The sequence below is a fragment of the Reyranella soli genome (genome assembly GCF_007992495.1).
GTDB classification, from domain to species: Bacteria; Pseudomonadota; Alphaproteobacteria; order Reyranellales; family Reyranellaceae; genus Reyranella; species Reyranella soli.
In genome coordinates, this window is sequence record NZ_BKAJ01000078.1 from 1 (window position 1) to 15,943 (window position 15,943).

The following is a 15,943-nucleotide window of genomic DNA, read 5'->3' on the forward strand; positions in this document are numbered from 1 at the left end:
TGGCTTCTACAGAGCGCACGAACGCGATCCCGTTTGCCGTTCAGCCCGTCAAAACCACTGTGCAGAGCTACTAGGGCGTGTACTCATAAGTTGAGTCCATGGCTCATGAGGGCAAAGCAGGCATGCGGAGCCGGCCTCGGCACGTTGCCTCATGACCCCAAGGCGGACATGACGCTGCCTCACACTTTCAGCGTCCGGCTTGCTGATGCTGGGCCATGGCGCGAAACACGCGCTCGGGCGTCGCTGGCATGTCGAGATCGATGATGCCAAGCGGGGCCAGGGCGTCCAATACCGCATTCATGATGGCTGGCGGCGCGCCGATCGTGCCCGCCTCGCCGCAGCCCTTGGCGCCCAGCGGATTGTGCGCGCAGAGCGTTGTGTTGGTTTCAAGCGTGAACGGGACGAAGTTGTCGGCGCGCGGCATGCAGTAGTCCATGAACGAGCCTGTCTGGAGCTGGCCGCTCACGCGGTCGTAGACCGCATTCTCGTAGAGCGCCTGGCCGATCCCCTGGACCAGCGCGCCGTGGACTTGGCCCTCGACGATCATCGGGTTGATGATGCGTCCAAAATCGTCGGCGCCGGTGAAATTCACCAGTGCAACGGTGCCGGTCTCGCGATCGATCTCGACCTCGGCAATGTAGCATCCGGCAGGATAGGTGAAATTCGTCGGATCGTAGAAGGCGGTCTCCTCAAGGCCGGGTTCCACCGTCTCGATGGGAAAATTGTGCGGTACGTAGGCAGAGAAGGCGACCTGCGCGAAGGTCGTCGCGCGGTCAGTGCCGGCCACCGTGAATTTGCCGTCGGCGAACTCGATATCCGCCTCGTCCGCCTCGAGCATATGGGCGGCGATTTTCTTGCCCTTGTTGACGACCTTGTCCATCGCCTTGACCAGCGCGGTTCCGCCCACGGCCAGTGAGCGCGAGGCATACGTCCCCATGCCGAACGGGATCTTGCTGGTGTCGCCATGGACAATCTCGACCTGGTCGAAGGCGAGGCCCAGGCGGTCGGCCACGAGCTGGGCGAAAGTCGTCTCGTGGCCCTGGCCATGGCTATGCGAGCCGGTGAAGACGGTGATGCCACCGGACGGGTGCACGCGCACCTGGGCGCTCTCGTAGAAGCCGGCTCGCGCTCCGAGCTGGCCAGCCATCACCGAGGGCGCCATGGCGCAAGCCTCGATGTACGAGGCAATACCCAGACCGCGCAGCTTGCCGCGCGTCGCCGCTTCCCGACGGCGTTGCTCGAAGCCCGTGTAGTCGGCAGCCTTCAGCGCCATGTCGAGCGTCTTGAAATAGTCGCCGCTGTCGTAGGTAAGTGCCACCGGCGTGGTGTAGGGAAACGCGTCGTTGGCGATGAAATTGCGCCGGCGCAGCTCCACAGGGTCGATCTTCATCTCGCGCGCCGCGCGATCGACGAGGCGTTCGACGACGTAGCAAGCCTCCGGGCGCCCGGCTCCGCGATAGGCATCGACGGGTGCGGTGTTGGTGAACACTCCCTTGACCCCGACGTAAATGGCGGGCGTGGCGTAATTGCCGGCAAGCAAGGTGCCGTAACACCAGGTGGGAATCGCCGGCGCGAAGCTGCCGAGATAGGCCCCGAGATTGGCCAAGGTCGCAACACGCATGGCCAGGAACTTGCCGTCCTTGTCCAGGGCAAGCTCCGCTTCGGTAACGTGGTCGCGCGCCTGGTTGTCGGTCAGGAAGATCTCGCTTCGACTGGCCGTCCACTTGACCGGACGGCCAACCTTCTTGGCGAGCCACAAGACCAGCGCCTGCTCGTTGTAGATCGAGCCCTTTGTGCCGAATCCGCCGCCGACATCGGGCGCCACCACGCGGAGCTTGTGCTCGGGAAGCTGCAGGACCATGGCGCCGATGAGCAGTCGATGCACATGCGGCGCCTGGCTCGTCGTGTAGAGCGTGTAGTCCTCCGAGATGGGGTCGTACTCACCAATGGCGGCGCGCGGCTCCATGGGGTTGGAAACCAGCCGGTTGTTCACGAGCTCCAGGCGCGTCACGTGATGGGCACGCGAAAAAGCGGCCTCGACCGCCGCCTTGTCGCCCAGGTGCCAGTCAAAGCAGAGATTGTTGGGGGCGGTCTCGAACAGCAGGGGCTCGCCAGCCTTGATGGCCTTGTCCATAGCGACCACTGCCGGTAATTCCTTGTAGTCGACCTCGATGAGGTCCGCCGCAGCCTCCGCCTGGGCGTACGTCTCGGCGACGACCACCGCGATCGGGTCACCGACGTGGCGCACCTTTCCCTGGGCAAGCAGCGGGCGCGGCGGCTCCGCCATCGGCGAGCCGTCCTTGGAAGTCACAAGCCAGCCGCATGGCAGCCCGCCCACTTTCAATTCGGGAGCCTGCAGGTCGGCACCCGTGAACACGGTCGCGACGCCCGTCGCCAGCTTGGCCTGGGCGGTGTCGATGCGGACGATCTCGGCATGGGCATGCGGGCTGCGCAGCAGGTAGGCCAGCAGCTGGCCCGGCCGGTTAATGTCGTCAGTGTAGGTCCCCTTGCCCGTGAGGAAGCGTTTGTCTTCTTTGCGTCGGACTGACGCTCCAATGCCAAAGCTGCCCATGGTTCATCCCTCCAGTCAGGATGTGTTCAGCATGCCAGGGCCAACGGCCCTCAACGCGTCTGCGCAGGCCAACCGGGTCTTCCAGGCAACCCGGTCCGAGAACTCTATCCCTCTGTGTCTCGAGGCGCCTCGGGATTCGTACTGCCGGACCAGACCCAAGTCCGTGCGATTTGCGTGCCAATCCTTTGGGGGCTTGGGTTTTTAATGAGTACACACTTAGACGACGTCCGTCATGCCATGACGATCGCAACTCGCCCCGTCACCGAGCGCTCCAGCAGCGCGCGCATCGCTTCGGCCGCCTGGTCGAGGCGGAAGGTGCGGTCGACGTGCGGCCGGCACTGCCCGGCCTCGCACCAGCCGCGGATGCGTTCCATCAAGGCGAAGGTGCGGTCGGCCTGCTCGAAGCGCGCGTCGTGCGGGCTCCAGCCGACATAGTAGCCGTAATTGAATCCGGTCACGGCGATGGTCTTGACCAGCAGGATGTTGGCCGGGATCTGCGGGATGGTGCCGCCGGCAAAGCCGATCGGGCAGATGCGGCTCTCGACCGCCATGCAGCGCAGCGACTGGGTGAAGACGTCGCCGCCTACCGGATCGTAGACCCGGTCGACGCCGCGCCCGCCGGTGAGCTTCAGCACTTCGTCGCGGAAGTCCTGGCTGGTGTAATCGATCACGTGGTCGGCGCCGCGTGCCTTGGCGAAGGCCGTCTTGCGCGCGCCGCCCGCGGTCGCGATCACGGTGGCGCCCAGGATCTTGCCGATCTCGACGGCGGCCATGCCGACGCCGCCTGCCGCGGCGTGCACCAGCAGCGTCTGCCCTTTCTGCACATCGAGCGCCATCGACCAGGTGAGCGCGCCGCCCGAGGTCGGGTAGGAGATCGCGAGCTGGATCGCCTCGACGAAGCCCACGGTCTTCGGCTTGGGGAAGACATTGACCTCGTAAGCCACCGCCTCTTCGGCGAGGCCGCCCCAGTCGAGAACGGCCACGACCTCGTCGCCGACCTTCAGCCGCTTGCAGCCCGGCGCCACCTCGGTCACGACGCCCGAAACCTCGGTGCCCGGCGCGAAGGGGAAAGGCGGGCGGCGCTGGTACTTGCCCGCGATCACCAGGGTCGTGGCAAAGCTCACGCCCGCGGCCTTGATGCCGATGCGCACCTGGCCGGGCTTGAGCGCCGCCGGCTCGACGTCTTCGAGCTTCAGGTCCTCGGGTCCGCCCCATTGGCGGCAGATCATCGCTTTCATAGCAGTACCGGCAGGCTCTTCACGCCGCGCAGGATCAGCGAATCGTGCCATTCGGGTTCGCCATCCTTGAGCCGGATCCGCGGCAGGCGCTCGGCCAGCCGGGCGGCGGCGATCTCCGATTCCAGGCGGGCCAGCGGAGCGCCGAGGCAGAAATGGATGCCGTGGCCGAACGTCATGTGCGGGTTCTGGGTGCGGCCGATGTCGAAGCGCTCGGGTTCCTCGAACGCCTCGGGATCGCGGTTGGCCGAGTTCATGAAGGCAAAGACGCGCTGGCCTTCGCGGATCGTCCGGCCGCTCATCTCGAGATCGGCAGCGGCGACGCGCGCGAAGGCGCCCGAGGGGCCGTCGTAGCGCAGCCATTCCTCGATCGCGCTGCCAGCCATCGCCGGTCCGGCGACCAGGCGTTCCCACTGCTCGCGGTTCTTCATCGAATAGAGGAAGCCGTTGCCTATCAGGTTGGTCGTGGTCTCGTGGCCGGCGAACAGCAGCAGGATGCAGGTGCCGATAATTTCGTCCGTCGAAAGCGCGTCGCGATCGTCGCGCGCTAGCACGAGCTGGCTGATCATGTCGCCAGTCGGCTCGGCCGTGCGGGCCTCGACGAGGCCGCGGAAATAGTCGGACATCGCCTTGGCGCCCGCCTCGGCGCGCAGGTACTTGTTGCCGGCGACCTGGGCCGTGCCGATGAACAGGGCGATGTCGTCGGACCAGACCTTTACGCGTTCGAGGTCGGCGCGCGGCACGCCCAAAAGATCCATGATCACCGAGGCGGGCAGGGGATAGGCGAAGTCGGCGATGAAGTCGACCGTCTCGCCGCGTCTGGCCTTGGCCTGCATGCCGTCGATCAGATGGGCGACGATGTCCTCGATGTTGGGCGTGAGGTTGGAGACCGCGGTCGGCGTGAAAGCCTTGGTGAACAGGCGGCGCAGGCGTGTGTGGTCCGGCGGATCGCGGAACACCATCCAGTGATTGAGATAGCGCACCAGGCTCTCGATGGAGCCCTTCTGGTATTCCGGATTGGATTTGAAGAAGGGCGTCAGCCGGTCGGCCGAGATCTGCCGGTTGTTCAGCGCCACCTGCTTCACATCGGCGTAGCGCGTGATGATCCACGCCTTCATCGCCGGCGACCAGTGCACCGGGTCCTCGACGCGCAGGCGCGCGAATTCCGGGAACGGGTTGGCGTTGGTCGCAGGGTTGCCGAGGTCGAAGACGTAGGTCATGCGATGAAGCTACTAGGTCGCCGTCCCCGCGAACAGCAGCAGGTTGCCGTCGGGATCGCGCACGATGAAAGTGCGCGCGCCCCAGGGCTCCTGTTTCAGCGGGCGAAAGAAGTCGACACCCGCCGCCTGGAACTCGGCGAACAGGGTGCGGGTCTCGGCGGCGCTGCCCACGGTCATTGACGCGGCCAGAAGCTCCTCGCGCTCGCGGATGTCATCGACGAAGACCGCCCGGCGGATCAGGCGCAGGTTCAGCAGCGCCTGTCCGCGCCGGATCTGGCCGTAGAAAGGTGGCTCGCCGTAGGTGAAGACGATCTCGAACCCGAGCTTGTCAGTGTAGAACGCACAGGCCGTCTCGAAGTCGGCGATGAACAGGCTGGGCTCGGCCGCGTGCAGCGCGGGCGTGGCGATGGCGGTGGAAACTTTCTCGGTCACGGCTTGCACTCCTGCTTTGAGCGCCTGCCAGCTCTCGAACCCGGCTTGCCGGGCCACCAATTCCTGCGCATCGGCGAGCTTGAAGCTCTGCTGCAGGACTTCACGGTCCGTCAGGCCGCGGAAATGCGGCAGTGCGGCTCTGATCTGCGCTGCGACGGGATAGCGGCCGTCACGATGCCAGCGCAGATAAAGCTTGGCCTGCTTGCGGAGGTTCTCGAGGTTGGGCATGGGCGCAGCTACGGTTGACGTCACGTAGGTGGGCATGGCCCCTTCGGCCGCAGCCGATGCGCCCTACAGCAGCGCGGCAAGCATGCGCCGCGCGGTCGCGGCCTGTCAATGTCAGGCGAGTGCGGCGATGCCCAGCGCCTTGCCGAAGCGACGGCTGCAATCCAGCGGATCGCCGTACTTGCGATGGCGCGCCGTGTGATGGGCCGCGGCCAGCAGCAGGCGGCCCTTGAGGGGATTCCGATTCTTCCCGAAGTCCTCGACCATGCACAACGCGATCTCCTGGTTGTGCGGGTCGTTGCCGAGTCGCGAGCAGGCCATGGCGATCGCGCGCACCAGCGGCCCAATATCGCTGTTACGGTCGAGGCCGCCGTCGAGCGCGGCCTGGATCCAGCCCAGCGCCTTGGGCGAATCGAGCGCCACGCAGGCTGCCTCGACGCGGCTTGCGACCGCTTCGGCGTCGAGCCCGCGGATCGACTGCGTCTCGATGCGCGGCGGGGTGAGCTCGCCGGTCAGCTTCTGGTGCCAGGCATTCTGGTTGAGATAGGCGGCGGCGAGATAGAGCAGTTTCAGCCGCTGCGGATGCTCGAACGTGTCCCAGAACCAGCCCTGCGTGTTGACGTATTCGTAGCAGTGTTGCGGCAGGGAGAAGTTGAGCTCGTCGTGGGTTTCCAAGGCGACAGTCGCGGCGCCGACCTGGATGGCGTCCAAAAGGGCGCGCGGGTTCTTGCCCGCCTTCAGGAGTTCCGTGAGGTGAGGCAGGTAAGCCGGCTCGGGCTCGCGAACGATGATCTCGATCAGCGCCTCGGTCTCCCGGGCATCGAGCGGCGCCTTGTTGTTGGCCAGGATCGCGCGTTCCTGCTCTGTGGTGCCGCCGTAAGGTATGGCGTGCAGCTTCTGGTCCTCGAGATGGACGGTGATGGCGTTGCAGGCCACCTCGTAGAGCGAGTACCAACGCGGGCCGACGGCTATGTCGAGCGCGCCGGCATAGAGCACGTCGTGCGCGTCGTGCCAGCCGATCGCCTCGCCCAGCTCGACGGTGGCGCGGGCGCGGAAGGATTTGTGGCCGGTCGTGTAGGAACGGTTCAGGAAAGAGCGGTCCTGCACGTCGATCAGGCCGGCGAAGCAGAGCTCGGCCAATGCGGCGCGGCGCTCGGCCGGGTTCTGCATCAGGCCGAGGAACACGCGGTAGGCATCGATGACGTTGCCGCGATGGACCAGCGTCATCCATTGCCCCAGCCGCTGCTTCAGCGGTCCGTCCAGTGCCATGGGTGTCTGGTCGGGCCAGTGCACGACCGGGGCTGGCGGCGGACCGTCGGGCATCTGGAAGCCGCGCGAATAGTGGCCGGGCGCCTTGGCGATCTTCTGGTTCCAGATGTCGAGCCCGGTCGGGATGTACCAGATGGTCTGGGCCAACGGCAGGCCGGAAGCGGCGCCCGGCAGCATCTTGCTGAGGTTCAGGCTGGCGCGTGCACTCAGGAGGCAATGGTCGTTGTTCACGAAGTTGATGTACCCGTCGTCCATGCGCTCGTGATAGGGCACGTGGGTATAGGGAGCGTGGATGCGCACGGCCTCGCGCAGCATCTCGGTGACCGGCCGGCCGTCGCGGACCAGCCCGTAATAGACCTCGCTCGCGCCCTTCTGGTCGCGGGCCATGACGCGCTCTTCCAGCGCGGTGTAGCGGGGATCGGTGGTACGCGTTGCGGTGACAGAGTCTGGCGACATCAGGGCAACCTCCGCGAGGCGTCATTAAACGCCGGTCGATGCCGCCTTCCAAGCGGACAATTTCGCAGAACCCCCCACATCGTGGCAGAGTGGTCATGCCAATAGAGGGGGCCGCCATGAGCCAGACCGTCGCGGAAGTGATCGTCGAGACCCTACAGGCCGCGGGCGTGAAGCACTGCTGGGGTGTGCCGGGCGACACGCTGAACTACGTCACCGACGCGATCCGGCGCAGCGGCATCAAATGGGTCCATGTGCGCCACGAGGAGGCGGGCGGTTTCGCGGCGGGCGCGGAAGCGTTGCTGACGGGCGAGCTCACCGCCTGCGCGGGGTCGTGTGGGCCGGGCAGCCTGCACTTCATCAACGGCCTGTTCGAATCGCACCGCAACCGCGCGCCCGTCGTGCTGATCGCAAGCCAGATCACCTCGGTGGAGCGTGACTTCGACTTTCCACAGGAAGTCGACTTCGAGCAGGTCTATCGATCCTGCAGCGTCTTCTGCTCCGAGATCCGGTCGCCCGCCCAGGCGCGGCGCAAGGTGGCGATGGCCTGCCAGGCGGCTCTCGCCAAGCGCGGCGTAGCGGTGCTGATCGTGCCGGTCGACATCTCCAAGGCGACGGCGCCGGTCGAGCCCGCCTTCACGGTGCACAGGGCCGAACCGCTGCTGCGGCCGTCCGATGCCGAGCTCGACCGCATCGCCTTGATCCTGAACGAAGGCAAGAACATCGCGATCTATGGCGGCTCGGGCTGCCAGGGCGCGCATGACGAGATCGTGGCGCTGGCCGAGAAGCTCAAGGCGCCGGTCGCCCACACCTCGCGCGCCAAGGACTTCATCGAGTACGACAATCCCTACAATGTCGGCATGACCGGCATGCTGGGCACGGCCGGCGGCTATCACACGATCAGGACCTGCGACACGCTGCTGTTGCTGGGCTGCGACTTCGCCTGGCGACAGTTCTATCCCGAAAAGGCGCGCATCGTTCAGGTCGACATCGATCCGACCCATCTCGGCCGGCGGCATCCGGTGGAGGTGGGCGTGGTCGGCGACATCAAGGCGACGGTCGCGGCGCTGCTGCCCAAGGTGACGGCGCGCAGCGAGCGCGGCTTCCTGGACGATTGCTTGGCGCGACACGACAAGGCGCAGGCGGCGCTGGAGAAGCGCGCGGTCGCACACGAGGGCAAGATCCATCCGCAGTATCTCGCCCACCTGATCGACACGCACGCCGCCGAGGATGCGATCTTCACCGCCGACGGCGGGTCGCCCACGGTCTGGCTGCTGCGCCATGTCAGGGCCAACGGCAGGCGGCGCACCCTGATCAGCCTGACCCACGGCACCATGGCCAATGCCATGCCGCAGGCGCTGGGCGCGCAGCGCGCCTTTCCGGGGCGGCAGGTGATCTCGATGTCGGGGGACGGTGGGCTCGCCATGATGATGGGCGACCTGCTGACGGCCATCCAGGAGAAGATCCCGCTCAAGATCGTGGTGTTCAACAACGGCGCGCTGGGCTTCGTCGAGCTGGAAATGAAGGTCGAGGGCCTGCTGAACGCCTACACAGATCTTGTGAACCCCGACTTCTCGCGCGTCGCCGAGGCGATCGGCTTTCATGCGCGCCGGGTCGAGAAGGCAACCGATCTCGATGCCGCGGTGAAGGATTGGCTGAGCCAGCCCGGCCCGGCGCTGCTCGACGTCGTCACCAGCCGCATGGAGCTGGTCATGCCGTCCGTCGTCAGCGGCGGGCAGGTGTTCGGCACCGCGCTCTACTCGGTCAAGGCGATGCTCGGCGGCCGCGCCGGCGACGTGTGGGACCTGGTAACGGAGAATCTTTAGCGAAGCGCGGACCTAGGCGCATTCACATGCGCCCTGGGCGTCCCGCCCGCTCATGAATCACGAGCGGGCGGGACGCCCGCGGTCCGCGTATGACTACCGACTCTCCGCCCAGCCGTGGTCGAGATAGATCGTGTCGCCGACGCGCAGGCGCAGCAGGCCCTGACGATAGGCGCCGCTGGCGATTTCGTGGGCGTCCTCCTGCATCGCCGGCAGGTCGGCCACGGCGCGTGAGAAGGTCTCGTCGAGAACACGCCCGGTGATCCCGGCCGGCCGGCCGATCTGCAGCAGCGAGAGAATCGTCGGTGCGAAATCGCCGATGCCGGAGGCCGTCGATGACTGGTGCCCGGACTTGAAGGCCGAACCGGCCATGATGCCGACCGACGCCATCTCCTTCTTGTGCAGGCCGCCGTGGATGCCGAAACCGAGCGGCCAGTCCTGGCTCCAGGTGCCGCCCGGCAGGCCGAAGGGATCGGGATCGTCGTCAGTGCGATAGCAGAACATGATGTCGGCCGAACGCGCGTGCTCCACCAAGGCCAGGTGCCGGGCGAAGCTGCCGGGCGCGATGCCCTCGGTCCCGGTGCGGGCTGCCGTGAAGACCGGACCGCACCATGGCGCTTCCATCATCGCCGCGACCGCGCGGCGGATGATCTCGTCGGACGGCTCGCGCAAATAGAGCGCGCCGGTCTGGCTGGGAATAAGGATGGCGTCGACGCCGGGTTCGTCGGCGCGGCCGCATCGCAGGCCTACCGTCGCAAGCGCGTCGCCGACACTGGCGCGGCGACGGGCCGTGACGTGACCATGGTCCGAGGCCACGATCACCTGCACACCTGCGTCCCGGCCCTCGGCCTCCCACCAGTCGAGCACGCGTCCGAACTGGGCGTCGGTGAAGGCGATGGCCTGTAACGTCGCGGGTGCTGCCGTACCGATATAGTGCGAGGAGACGTCCGGCTCGCTGTAGGACAGGATGGTGACATCCGGCGCGATCTCGGGCCAGACGATGTCGAGGAAGGCGCTGGTCATCCATTGCTGTGCCGCAAGGTCGGACGTGCCTTTCGGTTCCGATGGCGGCGGCGGGCCGAGCCGGGCCTCGATCGAAGCCAGCATCTCGGTCGAGGTTGCCACGCGCGGATGGTGTCCGGACAGGGTGAGTTGGCCGAGCTTGCGGGCCTTGTGATTGAGCAGCCGCGTCGCGCCGGCGGAGTTGGACGCCAGCACGGCGAGCGTGCGGTCATGCGATGCCAGGGTCTCGCCGAGGGATGGAGTGCCGATGAGACGCCCGCCGGCCACAGCGTCGAGAGTCTCGACAGCCCGATCGTCGCCGGTGTCGGCATAGCGCGGCGGCATGTGGGTCCGATCGAGATAGCTGTTGCCGACGATGCCATGCCCGGCCGGTGAAGTGCCGGTGACGAGGCTGGTGAGTGCGGTGCGCGTTTCGCTGGGCCAGACGGTGCGCTGTCGCGCCAGGGTGACGCCCTGTTGCTGCAGGCGATGCAGGTTTGGCGTGGTGGTCGGTCCGATGAGATCCGGACGCAACCCGTCGAAAAGGACGATGAGAACGCGTGTGCGATTGGTGGTCATCTTGCGCCGTCGTTGGCAATGGGAAGGAGAAGGGTGATGCCGGTCGCGGCGATCTCCTCGTCGATCTGCGGCGGCGGCCGCCGATCCGTCGCGAGGGCATCGATGCGGTTGATTGGCAGGACGACGTGAGCGTCGCTGCGGCCGAACTTGCCGGCATTGACGATAAAGGCGAGCCGACGCGCCCGCCTGGCTAGCGCGGCGCCGATGGCGGCATGCCATTCCGACGGCCCCAGCGCGCCGTGCAGCGGGTCGATCGCGCTGGCGCCGCAGGCCGCGAGGTCGAAGACCTGGCGGTCGAGCGCCTCCAGCATATGCGGCCCGATCAGCGTCCGCGTGGCGGCGTTCAGCGTGCCGCCGAGCAGCGTGACCTTGCAGCGGCCGGTTGTCGCAACGTCGTGGCGATGTCGATCATGTTGGTGGTGACCGATAGCGCAGCTGTGTGCTGAGTGAGCGCTTCGGCCAGCAACAGCATGGTCGAACTGCCGCCAAGGAAGACGTTCATGCCGTCCTTGAATAGCGGAAGCGCTGCCTGGGCGGCCAATGTCTTTTCCGCGCGGTCGACATCCAGCCGTTCCACCACGGGCCGGCGCGCGGTCAGGTCGACGGTGCCCGCCGGCGCTGCCCCGCCATGGACCCGACGCAGTCCGCCGGCTTCATCGAGGGTGCGGATGTCGCGCCGGATGGTTTCCTGCGACACGCCAAAGCGCTGCGCGAGATCGCCGACGGCGATGATCTCGCCGCGCGAGACCATGTCCAGGATGCGCTGCTGGCGTGCTGCCCCAAGGGTGGCGCCGTCTCGCCGGCGCGACGATTCGTGTTTCTGGTCGCCCATGCTGTTCACGTCCGCGAATAGGCCTGGTTGAAGGGCCCGAAGTTCAAGTCGAGTGTCTGGCCGGGAAGCCAGGGCACGTCCCGCCGCTTGCCGTAGAACTGGCCGGAGGTGTGCAGCACGACGCAGGGCGGGTCTTCGCGGTCGATGATCTCGAGCATGCGTCGGATCAGCTTGCGGCGCTCGCCGGCGTCGACCGTATCCTGCAGCTTCGCCCCGAGGGCGAAGTGCTCCCCGTTGCGCCAGATTCCGACCTGCTTCGGCAAGGTGCCGTTGGGACCGAACTCGCGCCAGGCATGGCCGAGATAGTCCGGGAAGACCGCGGTCGACGAGCTGTCGTAGATCGCTTGAACCGGCTTCTTCTGGATCTGGGAGAAGTTCTCCATCATTTCGATCCTGACGTTCAGGCCAACGGCCTTCCACATCTCGACCATCACCTGCGCGCCGGAGACCTGGTTGGTGTAGTAGTTGTTGAGCAGGCGGTAAGTGATCGTCTCTCCCTTGTAGCCGGCCTCCTTCAGGAGCTTGCGCGCCAGCTCCGGGTCGTATGCCAGGGCCGGGTAGTCCTCGATGTAGCCGGCCGCGAAGCTGGGGAACTGGAAGCTGTTGGGCACCGGGACGCGATTGTCCCACAGCGATTCGACGAACAGCTTCCGGTCGATCGCGAGGCTGAGTGCCCGGCGCGCGCGCGGATCGGTGAGACCTGGCGTCTCCGAATCGATGGCGAGGTAACGGACGTTCTGGACCGCGCCTCCGGCGACCTCCAGGCCCGAACGCTTCTGGATCTCCGAGAACTGGTCGGGCGGAACGTCGGTGATCAGATCGACCTGGCCGGTGAGCAGACCGTTCATGCGCGTGGCCAACTCCGGCATGATGCGGAACTCGATGCCGTCGAAGGGCGGCTTGCCGCCCCAGTATGCGTCGTGTGGCGCCAGCACGACGTTTGTGTCGAGCTTCTGCGAGACCAGCCGATACGGCCCGCTCCCGACCGGCGCCGCCGTCCAGCGGTCCCACGAGCCCGCGGCATCGAAGGCGCGCTTGCAGACGATCTCGGATGCCCAGGCAGCCAGGCGCTGCTCGAGCAGGGCGTCGTTGCCCTTGGCATGGACGATCACGGTATACGGATCGATGATTTCGACCCGGTCGACCCGTTCGAGCGTCTGCATCGCGATGGAGCGGCCCGACCGACCGGGGCCTAGCAGATGGTCAGGACTGAAGGTGAAGGCGACGTCCTCGGCCGTAAACGGGCTGCCATCGTGGAAGACGACATCCTTGCGCAAGAACAGGCGCAGGGCGCCAGGTCCGACGCGTTCCCAACGCTCGGCCAGCGCTGGGCGAAGCGCCATATTCCTGGCGTGATCGAACGCAATCAGCGTGTCGAACATCTGCGGCACGACGCGGCGTGTCGCGGTGTGGACGAACAGGACCGGTTCGAGCGCCGGCGGAAAGCCGGACATGCCCACGGTAAGCTTCCGCCGGGGCGCGGCCTTCGACGTGCTGTCCTCGCCGTGGGCGGCATTGGCGGCAAAGGCGCCCGCCGCGAGTGCGCCGATCAGAACTTGGCGACGTCTCAAGTCGAAGTCGGTCATTGGAAGCCTCCGGTTATGCCGGAAGGCATCTGCGTCGCTTTCTGCGAAAGGCCGATGACCGTTTATGTGTGGTTATGTGAAATCAGGATGGGGAATGCCCGTTTATGTGGGAATCGCCCATTCCGCGTCTTTCATGTTCTTCCGGACCGCCGGCCTCCGGCCGGCATCACGATCATGAGCCGGCCGGAGGCCGGCGGTCCGGAAGATGATGACGCTACTTCGACCACGGCCCGAAAGGCGGCATGTCCTTGCTGGGCTTGAGCGGGAAGGCGGGGGCGCGCTTTTCGAAGAACGACTTTATGCCTTCCTGCGCGTCGGCGCCGGCGGCGAGGTAGCCGACGCATTGCAGGTCGAGGGTCACGGCATCGAGCGGATCCTGCGCGCCCAGCATGCTCCACATCAGGCGGCGGTTCACCGCGGCGGCGACGGCCGAGGACGTCGAGGCCGCGAACTTCCTGGCCAGCGCCTGCGCCGCGGGCAGCAATTCCTCCGGCGCATGCACCGAGCGCACCAGCCCGCCCTTCAACGCCTCGTCCGCGCCGAACAGCTCGGCCGTCATCACCCATTCCTGCGCCCGCTGCATGCCGACCAGCCGCGGCAGGAACCAGCACGAGCCCGCCTCCATCGCCATGCCACGCTTGTTGAAGATGAAGCCGATGCGGGCCGCGCTCGACATCAGGCGAACGTCCATCGGCAGGCACATGGTGATGCCGACGCCGACCGCTGCGCCGTTGATCGCGGCCACGATCGGCTTCAGGCAGTTGAAGATCGCCAAGGTGATCGAATCGCGCGCCTCGCGCTTTTGCGGCGCGGTCCCATCGTTCCACACCTGGAAGGCGCCGCTGCCGCCCGAGATGTCGGCGCCGGCGCAGAAGGCGCGGCCGGCGCCGGTCACGACGATCGCCCGCACTTCATCCATCGCATTCACGCCCTGGAAGAAGTCGATCAATTCCTTGCTCATCACCGTATTGAAGGCGTTGAGCTTGTCGGGCCGGTTCAAGGTCACGGTCATGACGCCGTCCTCGAGGCTGATGAGCAGGGTCTCGTAGGCCATGAGCTTTCCTCGCCTTTTCGTTCCGCTGCGCAAGACCGAATGCCGTTGCGCGACCGCGTGGTTTGGGAAACATTCGCCGCAACACAGTCGATTCGCAATCCCGGAGGAAGTCGATGTCCCACCTGCTGAAATCCGTCGAAGACGGCGTCATGAAGATCACGCTCAACCGTCCCGACGCGATGAACGCCCTGTCGCGCGACATGATGAACAGCCTGACCGATGCGCTGAACGAGGCGGCGAGCTCGCGCGACATCGGCTGCGTGGTGGTGCGCGGCGCGGGCGACAAGGCCTTCTGCGCCGGCGGCGACGTGAAGTCGATGGCGGCCGGCCGCGACCAGGACAAGACCTACGAGGACAAGGTCCACGACATTCGCATCCGCATGAAGGTGTCGGAGCTGCTGCACGAGATGGGCAAGCCCACCATCGCCATGGTGAACGGCGTGGCCGCGGGCGCCGGCCTGTCGCTGGCGCTGGCCGCCGACATGCGGTTTGCCGGCAAGAGCGCGCGCATGACGACGGCGTTCGCCAAAGTGGGCTTCTCCGGCGACTTCGGCTCGCACTATTTCCTGCACAAGCTCGTGGGCACCGCCAAGGCGCGTGAGCTCTATTTCACCGCCGAGATCCTGAACGCCGACCAGATCGAAAAGCTTGGGCTCGCCAACCGCGTCATCGACGATGCCAATCTCGACGGTGAGACCATGGCGTTCGCCAAGAAGCTCGCGGCCGGACCGCGTGTGGCCTGGTGGCATGTGAAGAAGAACATGAAGGTGGCGGAGGAGGGCTCGCTTTCCGAGGCGCTCGACTCCGAAGCCGCGCGCATGATCCGCACCGGCGAGACCGAGGACCACAAGGAAGCGGCCCGCGCCTTCGTCGAGAAGCGCGCGCCTGTGTTCAAGGGCTACTGACGGCCCCACCTCATGAAGGGGAGGCGAACCAGGGCGATGAAGCTCTACTGCTCGAACGGCTCCCCCTTCGCCCGCAAGGTCCGCATCGTCCTGGCGGAGAAGGGACTAGCCTACGAGGCCGACATCCAGGATCGCGTGCGCCCGGTCGACGAGGCGCCCGGGCCGACACTGGCGGTTCCCGTGCTCGACGACGGCGGACGCCGGCTGTGGGAATCCGACCTCATCGTCGACTATCTGCTCAGGACCTACCCCGACTCCCGGCCGGCGGCGGACATGGCGGCGACGCCGCCGCTTTCGCCGTGGATGGCGCGGCCGGACCGCCATTGGGACGACATGACGACGCTCGCCACGCTCGCGAGTTGCGCCACGAGCGTCGTCAACATCCGCTTGATGGGAAACGACGGCATCACGCCCGAGAACTCCGATTACCTCGCGCGCCAGAAGACCCGCATCGAGCGCTGCCTCGACTGGCTGGAGCAGCGTGTGACCGATGAGGGCTTCGCGGTGGGCTGGTTCTCGATCATGGACATCGCCTTCCTCTGCCCGATGGCCTTCTGTGAGGCGCGCGAGATCATGCCATGGCGCGGCCGGCGCAAGCTCGATGCGTTGTTCGACCGCCATTGCGCCAGGCCGTCGCTGCTTGCCACGCCGGTCAACCCCAAACGATAGACGTCAGCGGCCCGTCGGCAGCACCATCTCGGCCAGGCGCATCTGGCGGCCGTTCGGCGGCACGAACAGCTCCTGATAGAATCTTAC

At 66.4% G+C, this 15,943-nt stretch carries 11 protein-coding genes and 1 pseudogene; 3 read left to right on the forward strand and 9 right to left on the reverse strand.

Translation table 11 applies throughout. From position 1 onward, the window contains the following. Nucleotides 1-187: 187 nt before the first annotated feature. The 5 genes from RSO01_RS22640 to RSO01_RS22660 form a co-directional block, all read right to left on the reverse strand. Entirely contained in the window at nt 188-2,572 is a 2,385-nt protein-coding gene (locus RSO01_RS22640) for a xanthine dehydrogenase family protein molybdopterin-binding subunit (protein WP_147151734.1), read from the reverse strand. Between the two features lie 230 nt (nt 2,573-2,802). Beyond that, nucleotides 2,803-3,810 carry an NADPH:quinone oxidoreductase family protein gene (locus tag RSO01_RS22645; RefSeq protein WP_147151735.1) on the reverse strand — a complete coding sequence of 336 codons (1,008 nt, stop codon included), beginning with the start codon at nt 3,808-3,810 and terminating at the stop codon, nt 2,803-2,805. Next, nucleotides 3,807-5,027 carry a cytochrome P450 gene (locus RSO01_RS22650; protein ID WP_147151736.1) on the reverse strand — a complete coding sequence of 407 codons (1,221 nt, stop codon included), beginning with the start codon at nt 5,025-5,027 and terminating at the stop codon, nt 3,807-3,809. The genes RSO01_RS22645 and RSO01_RS22650 overlap by 4 nt, the downstream gene beginning before the upstream one ends. A gap of 12 nt (nt 5,028-5,039) precedes the next feature. Further along, nucleotides 5,040-5,687, reverse strand: coding sequence for a VOC family protein (locus RSO01_RS22655; RefSeq protein ID WP_147151785.1), 648 nt, complete (start codon nt 5,685-5,687; stop codon nt 5,040-5,042). A gap of 111 nt (nt 5,688-5,798) precedes the next feature. Further along, nucleotides 5,799-7,409, reverse strand: coding sequence for a hypothetical protein (locus tag RSO01_RS22660; protein WP_147151737.1), 1,611 nt, complete (start codon nt 7,407-7,409; stop codon nt 5,799-5,801). A gap of 116 nt (nt 7,410-7,525) precedes the next feature. On the opposite strand from RSO01_RS22660, the gene RSO01_RS22665 reads away from it, so the two are divergent. Then, entirely contained in the window at nt 7,526-9,232 is a 1,707-nt protein-coding gene (locus tag RSO01_RS22665; protein WP_147151738.1) for a thiamine pyrophosphate-dependent enzyme, read from the forward strand. Nucleotides 9,233-9,325: 93 nt separating this feature from the next. Here RSO01_RS22665 and RSO01_RS22670 read toward each other — a convergent pair whose 3' ends face one another. The 4 genes and pseudogenes from RSO01_RS22670 to RSO01_RS22690 all read right to left on the reverse strand — a co-directional run bounded on the left by RSO01_RS22670 (nt 9,326) and on the right by RSO01_RS22690 (nt 14,282). Next, complete coding sequence (locus RSO01_RS22670; protein WP_147151739.1) at nt 9,326-10,810, reverse strand: alkaline phosphatase family protein; 1,485 nt, start codon at nt 10,808-10,810, stop codon at nt 9,326-9,328. Continuing rightward, nucleotides 10,807-11,642 (reverse strand): annotated as a pseudogene (locus RSO01_RS49950) (DeoR/GlpR family DNA-binding transcription regulator). The gene RSO01_RS22670 and the pseudogene RSO01_RS49950 overlap by 4 nt, the downstream one beginning before the upstream one ends. A gap of 5 nt (nt 11,643-11,647) precedes the next feature. Continuing rightward, the gene (locus tag RSO01_RS22685) at nt 11,648-13,228 is read right to left on the reverse strand and encodes an ABC transporter substrate-binding protein (RefSeq protein WP_147151742.1); all 1,581 of its coding nucleotides are present in this window, start codon (nt 13,226-13,228) and stop codon (nt 11,648-11,650) included. A gap of 214 nt (nt 13,229-13,442) precedes the next feature. Beyond that, nucleotides 13,443-14,282 (reverse strand): enoyl-CoA hydratase-related protein, encoded by an 840-nt coding sequence (locus RSO01_RS22690; RefSeq protein WP_147151743.1) that lies wholly within the window; start codon nt 14,280-14,282, stop codon nt 13,443-13,445. Between the two features lie 113 nt (nt 14,283-14,395). On the opposite strand from RSO01_RS22690, the gene RSO01_RS22695 reads away from it, so the two are divergent. Continuing rightward, nucleotides 14,396-15,187, forward strand: coding sequence for an enoyl-CoA hydratase (locus tag RSO01_RS22695; protein ID WP_147151744.1), 792 nt, complete (start codon nt 14,396-14,398; stop codon nt 15,185-15,187). A 36-nt stretch (nt 15,188-15,223) separates the two neighbouring features. Beyond that, nucleotides 15,224-15,856, forward strand: a complete 633-nt coding sequence (locus RSO01_RS22700) for a glutathione S-transferase family protein (protein WP_170303280.1) — start codon at nt 15,224-15,226, stop codon at nt 15,854-15,856. The last annotated feature ends 87 nt before the right edge of the window (nt 15,857-15,943 follow it).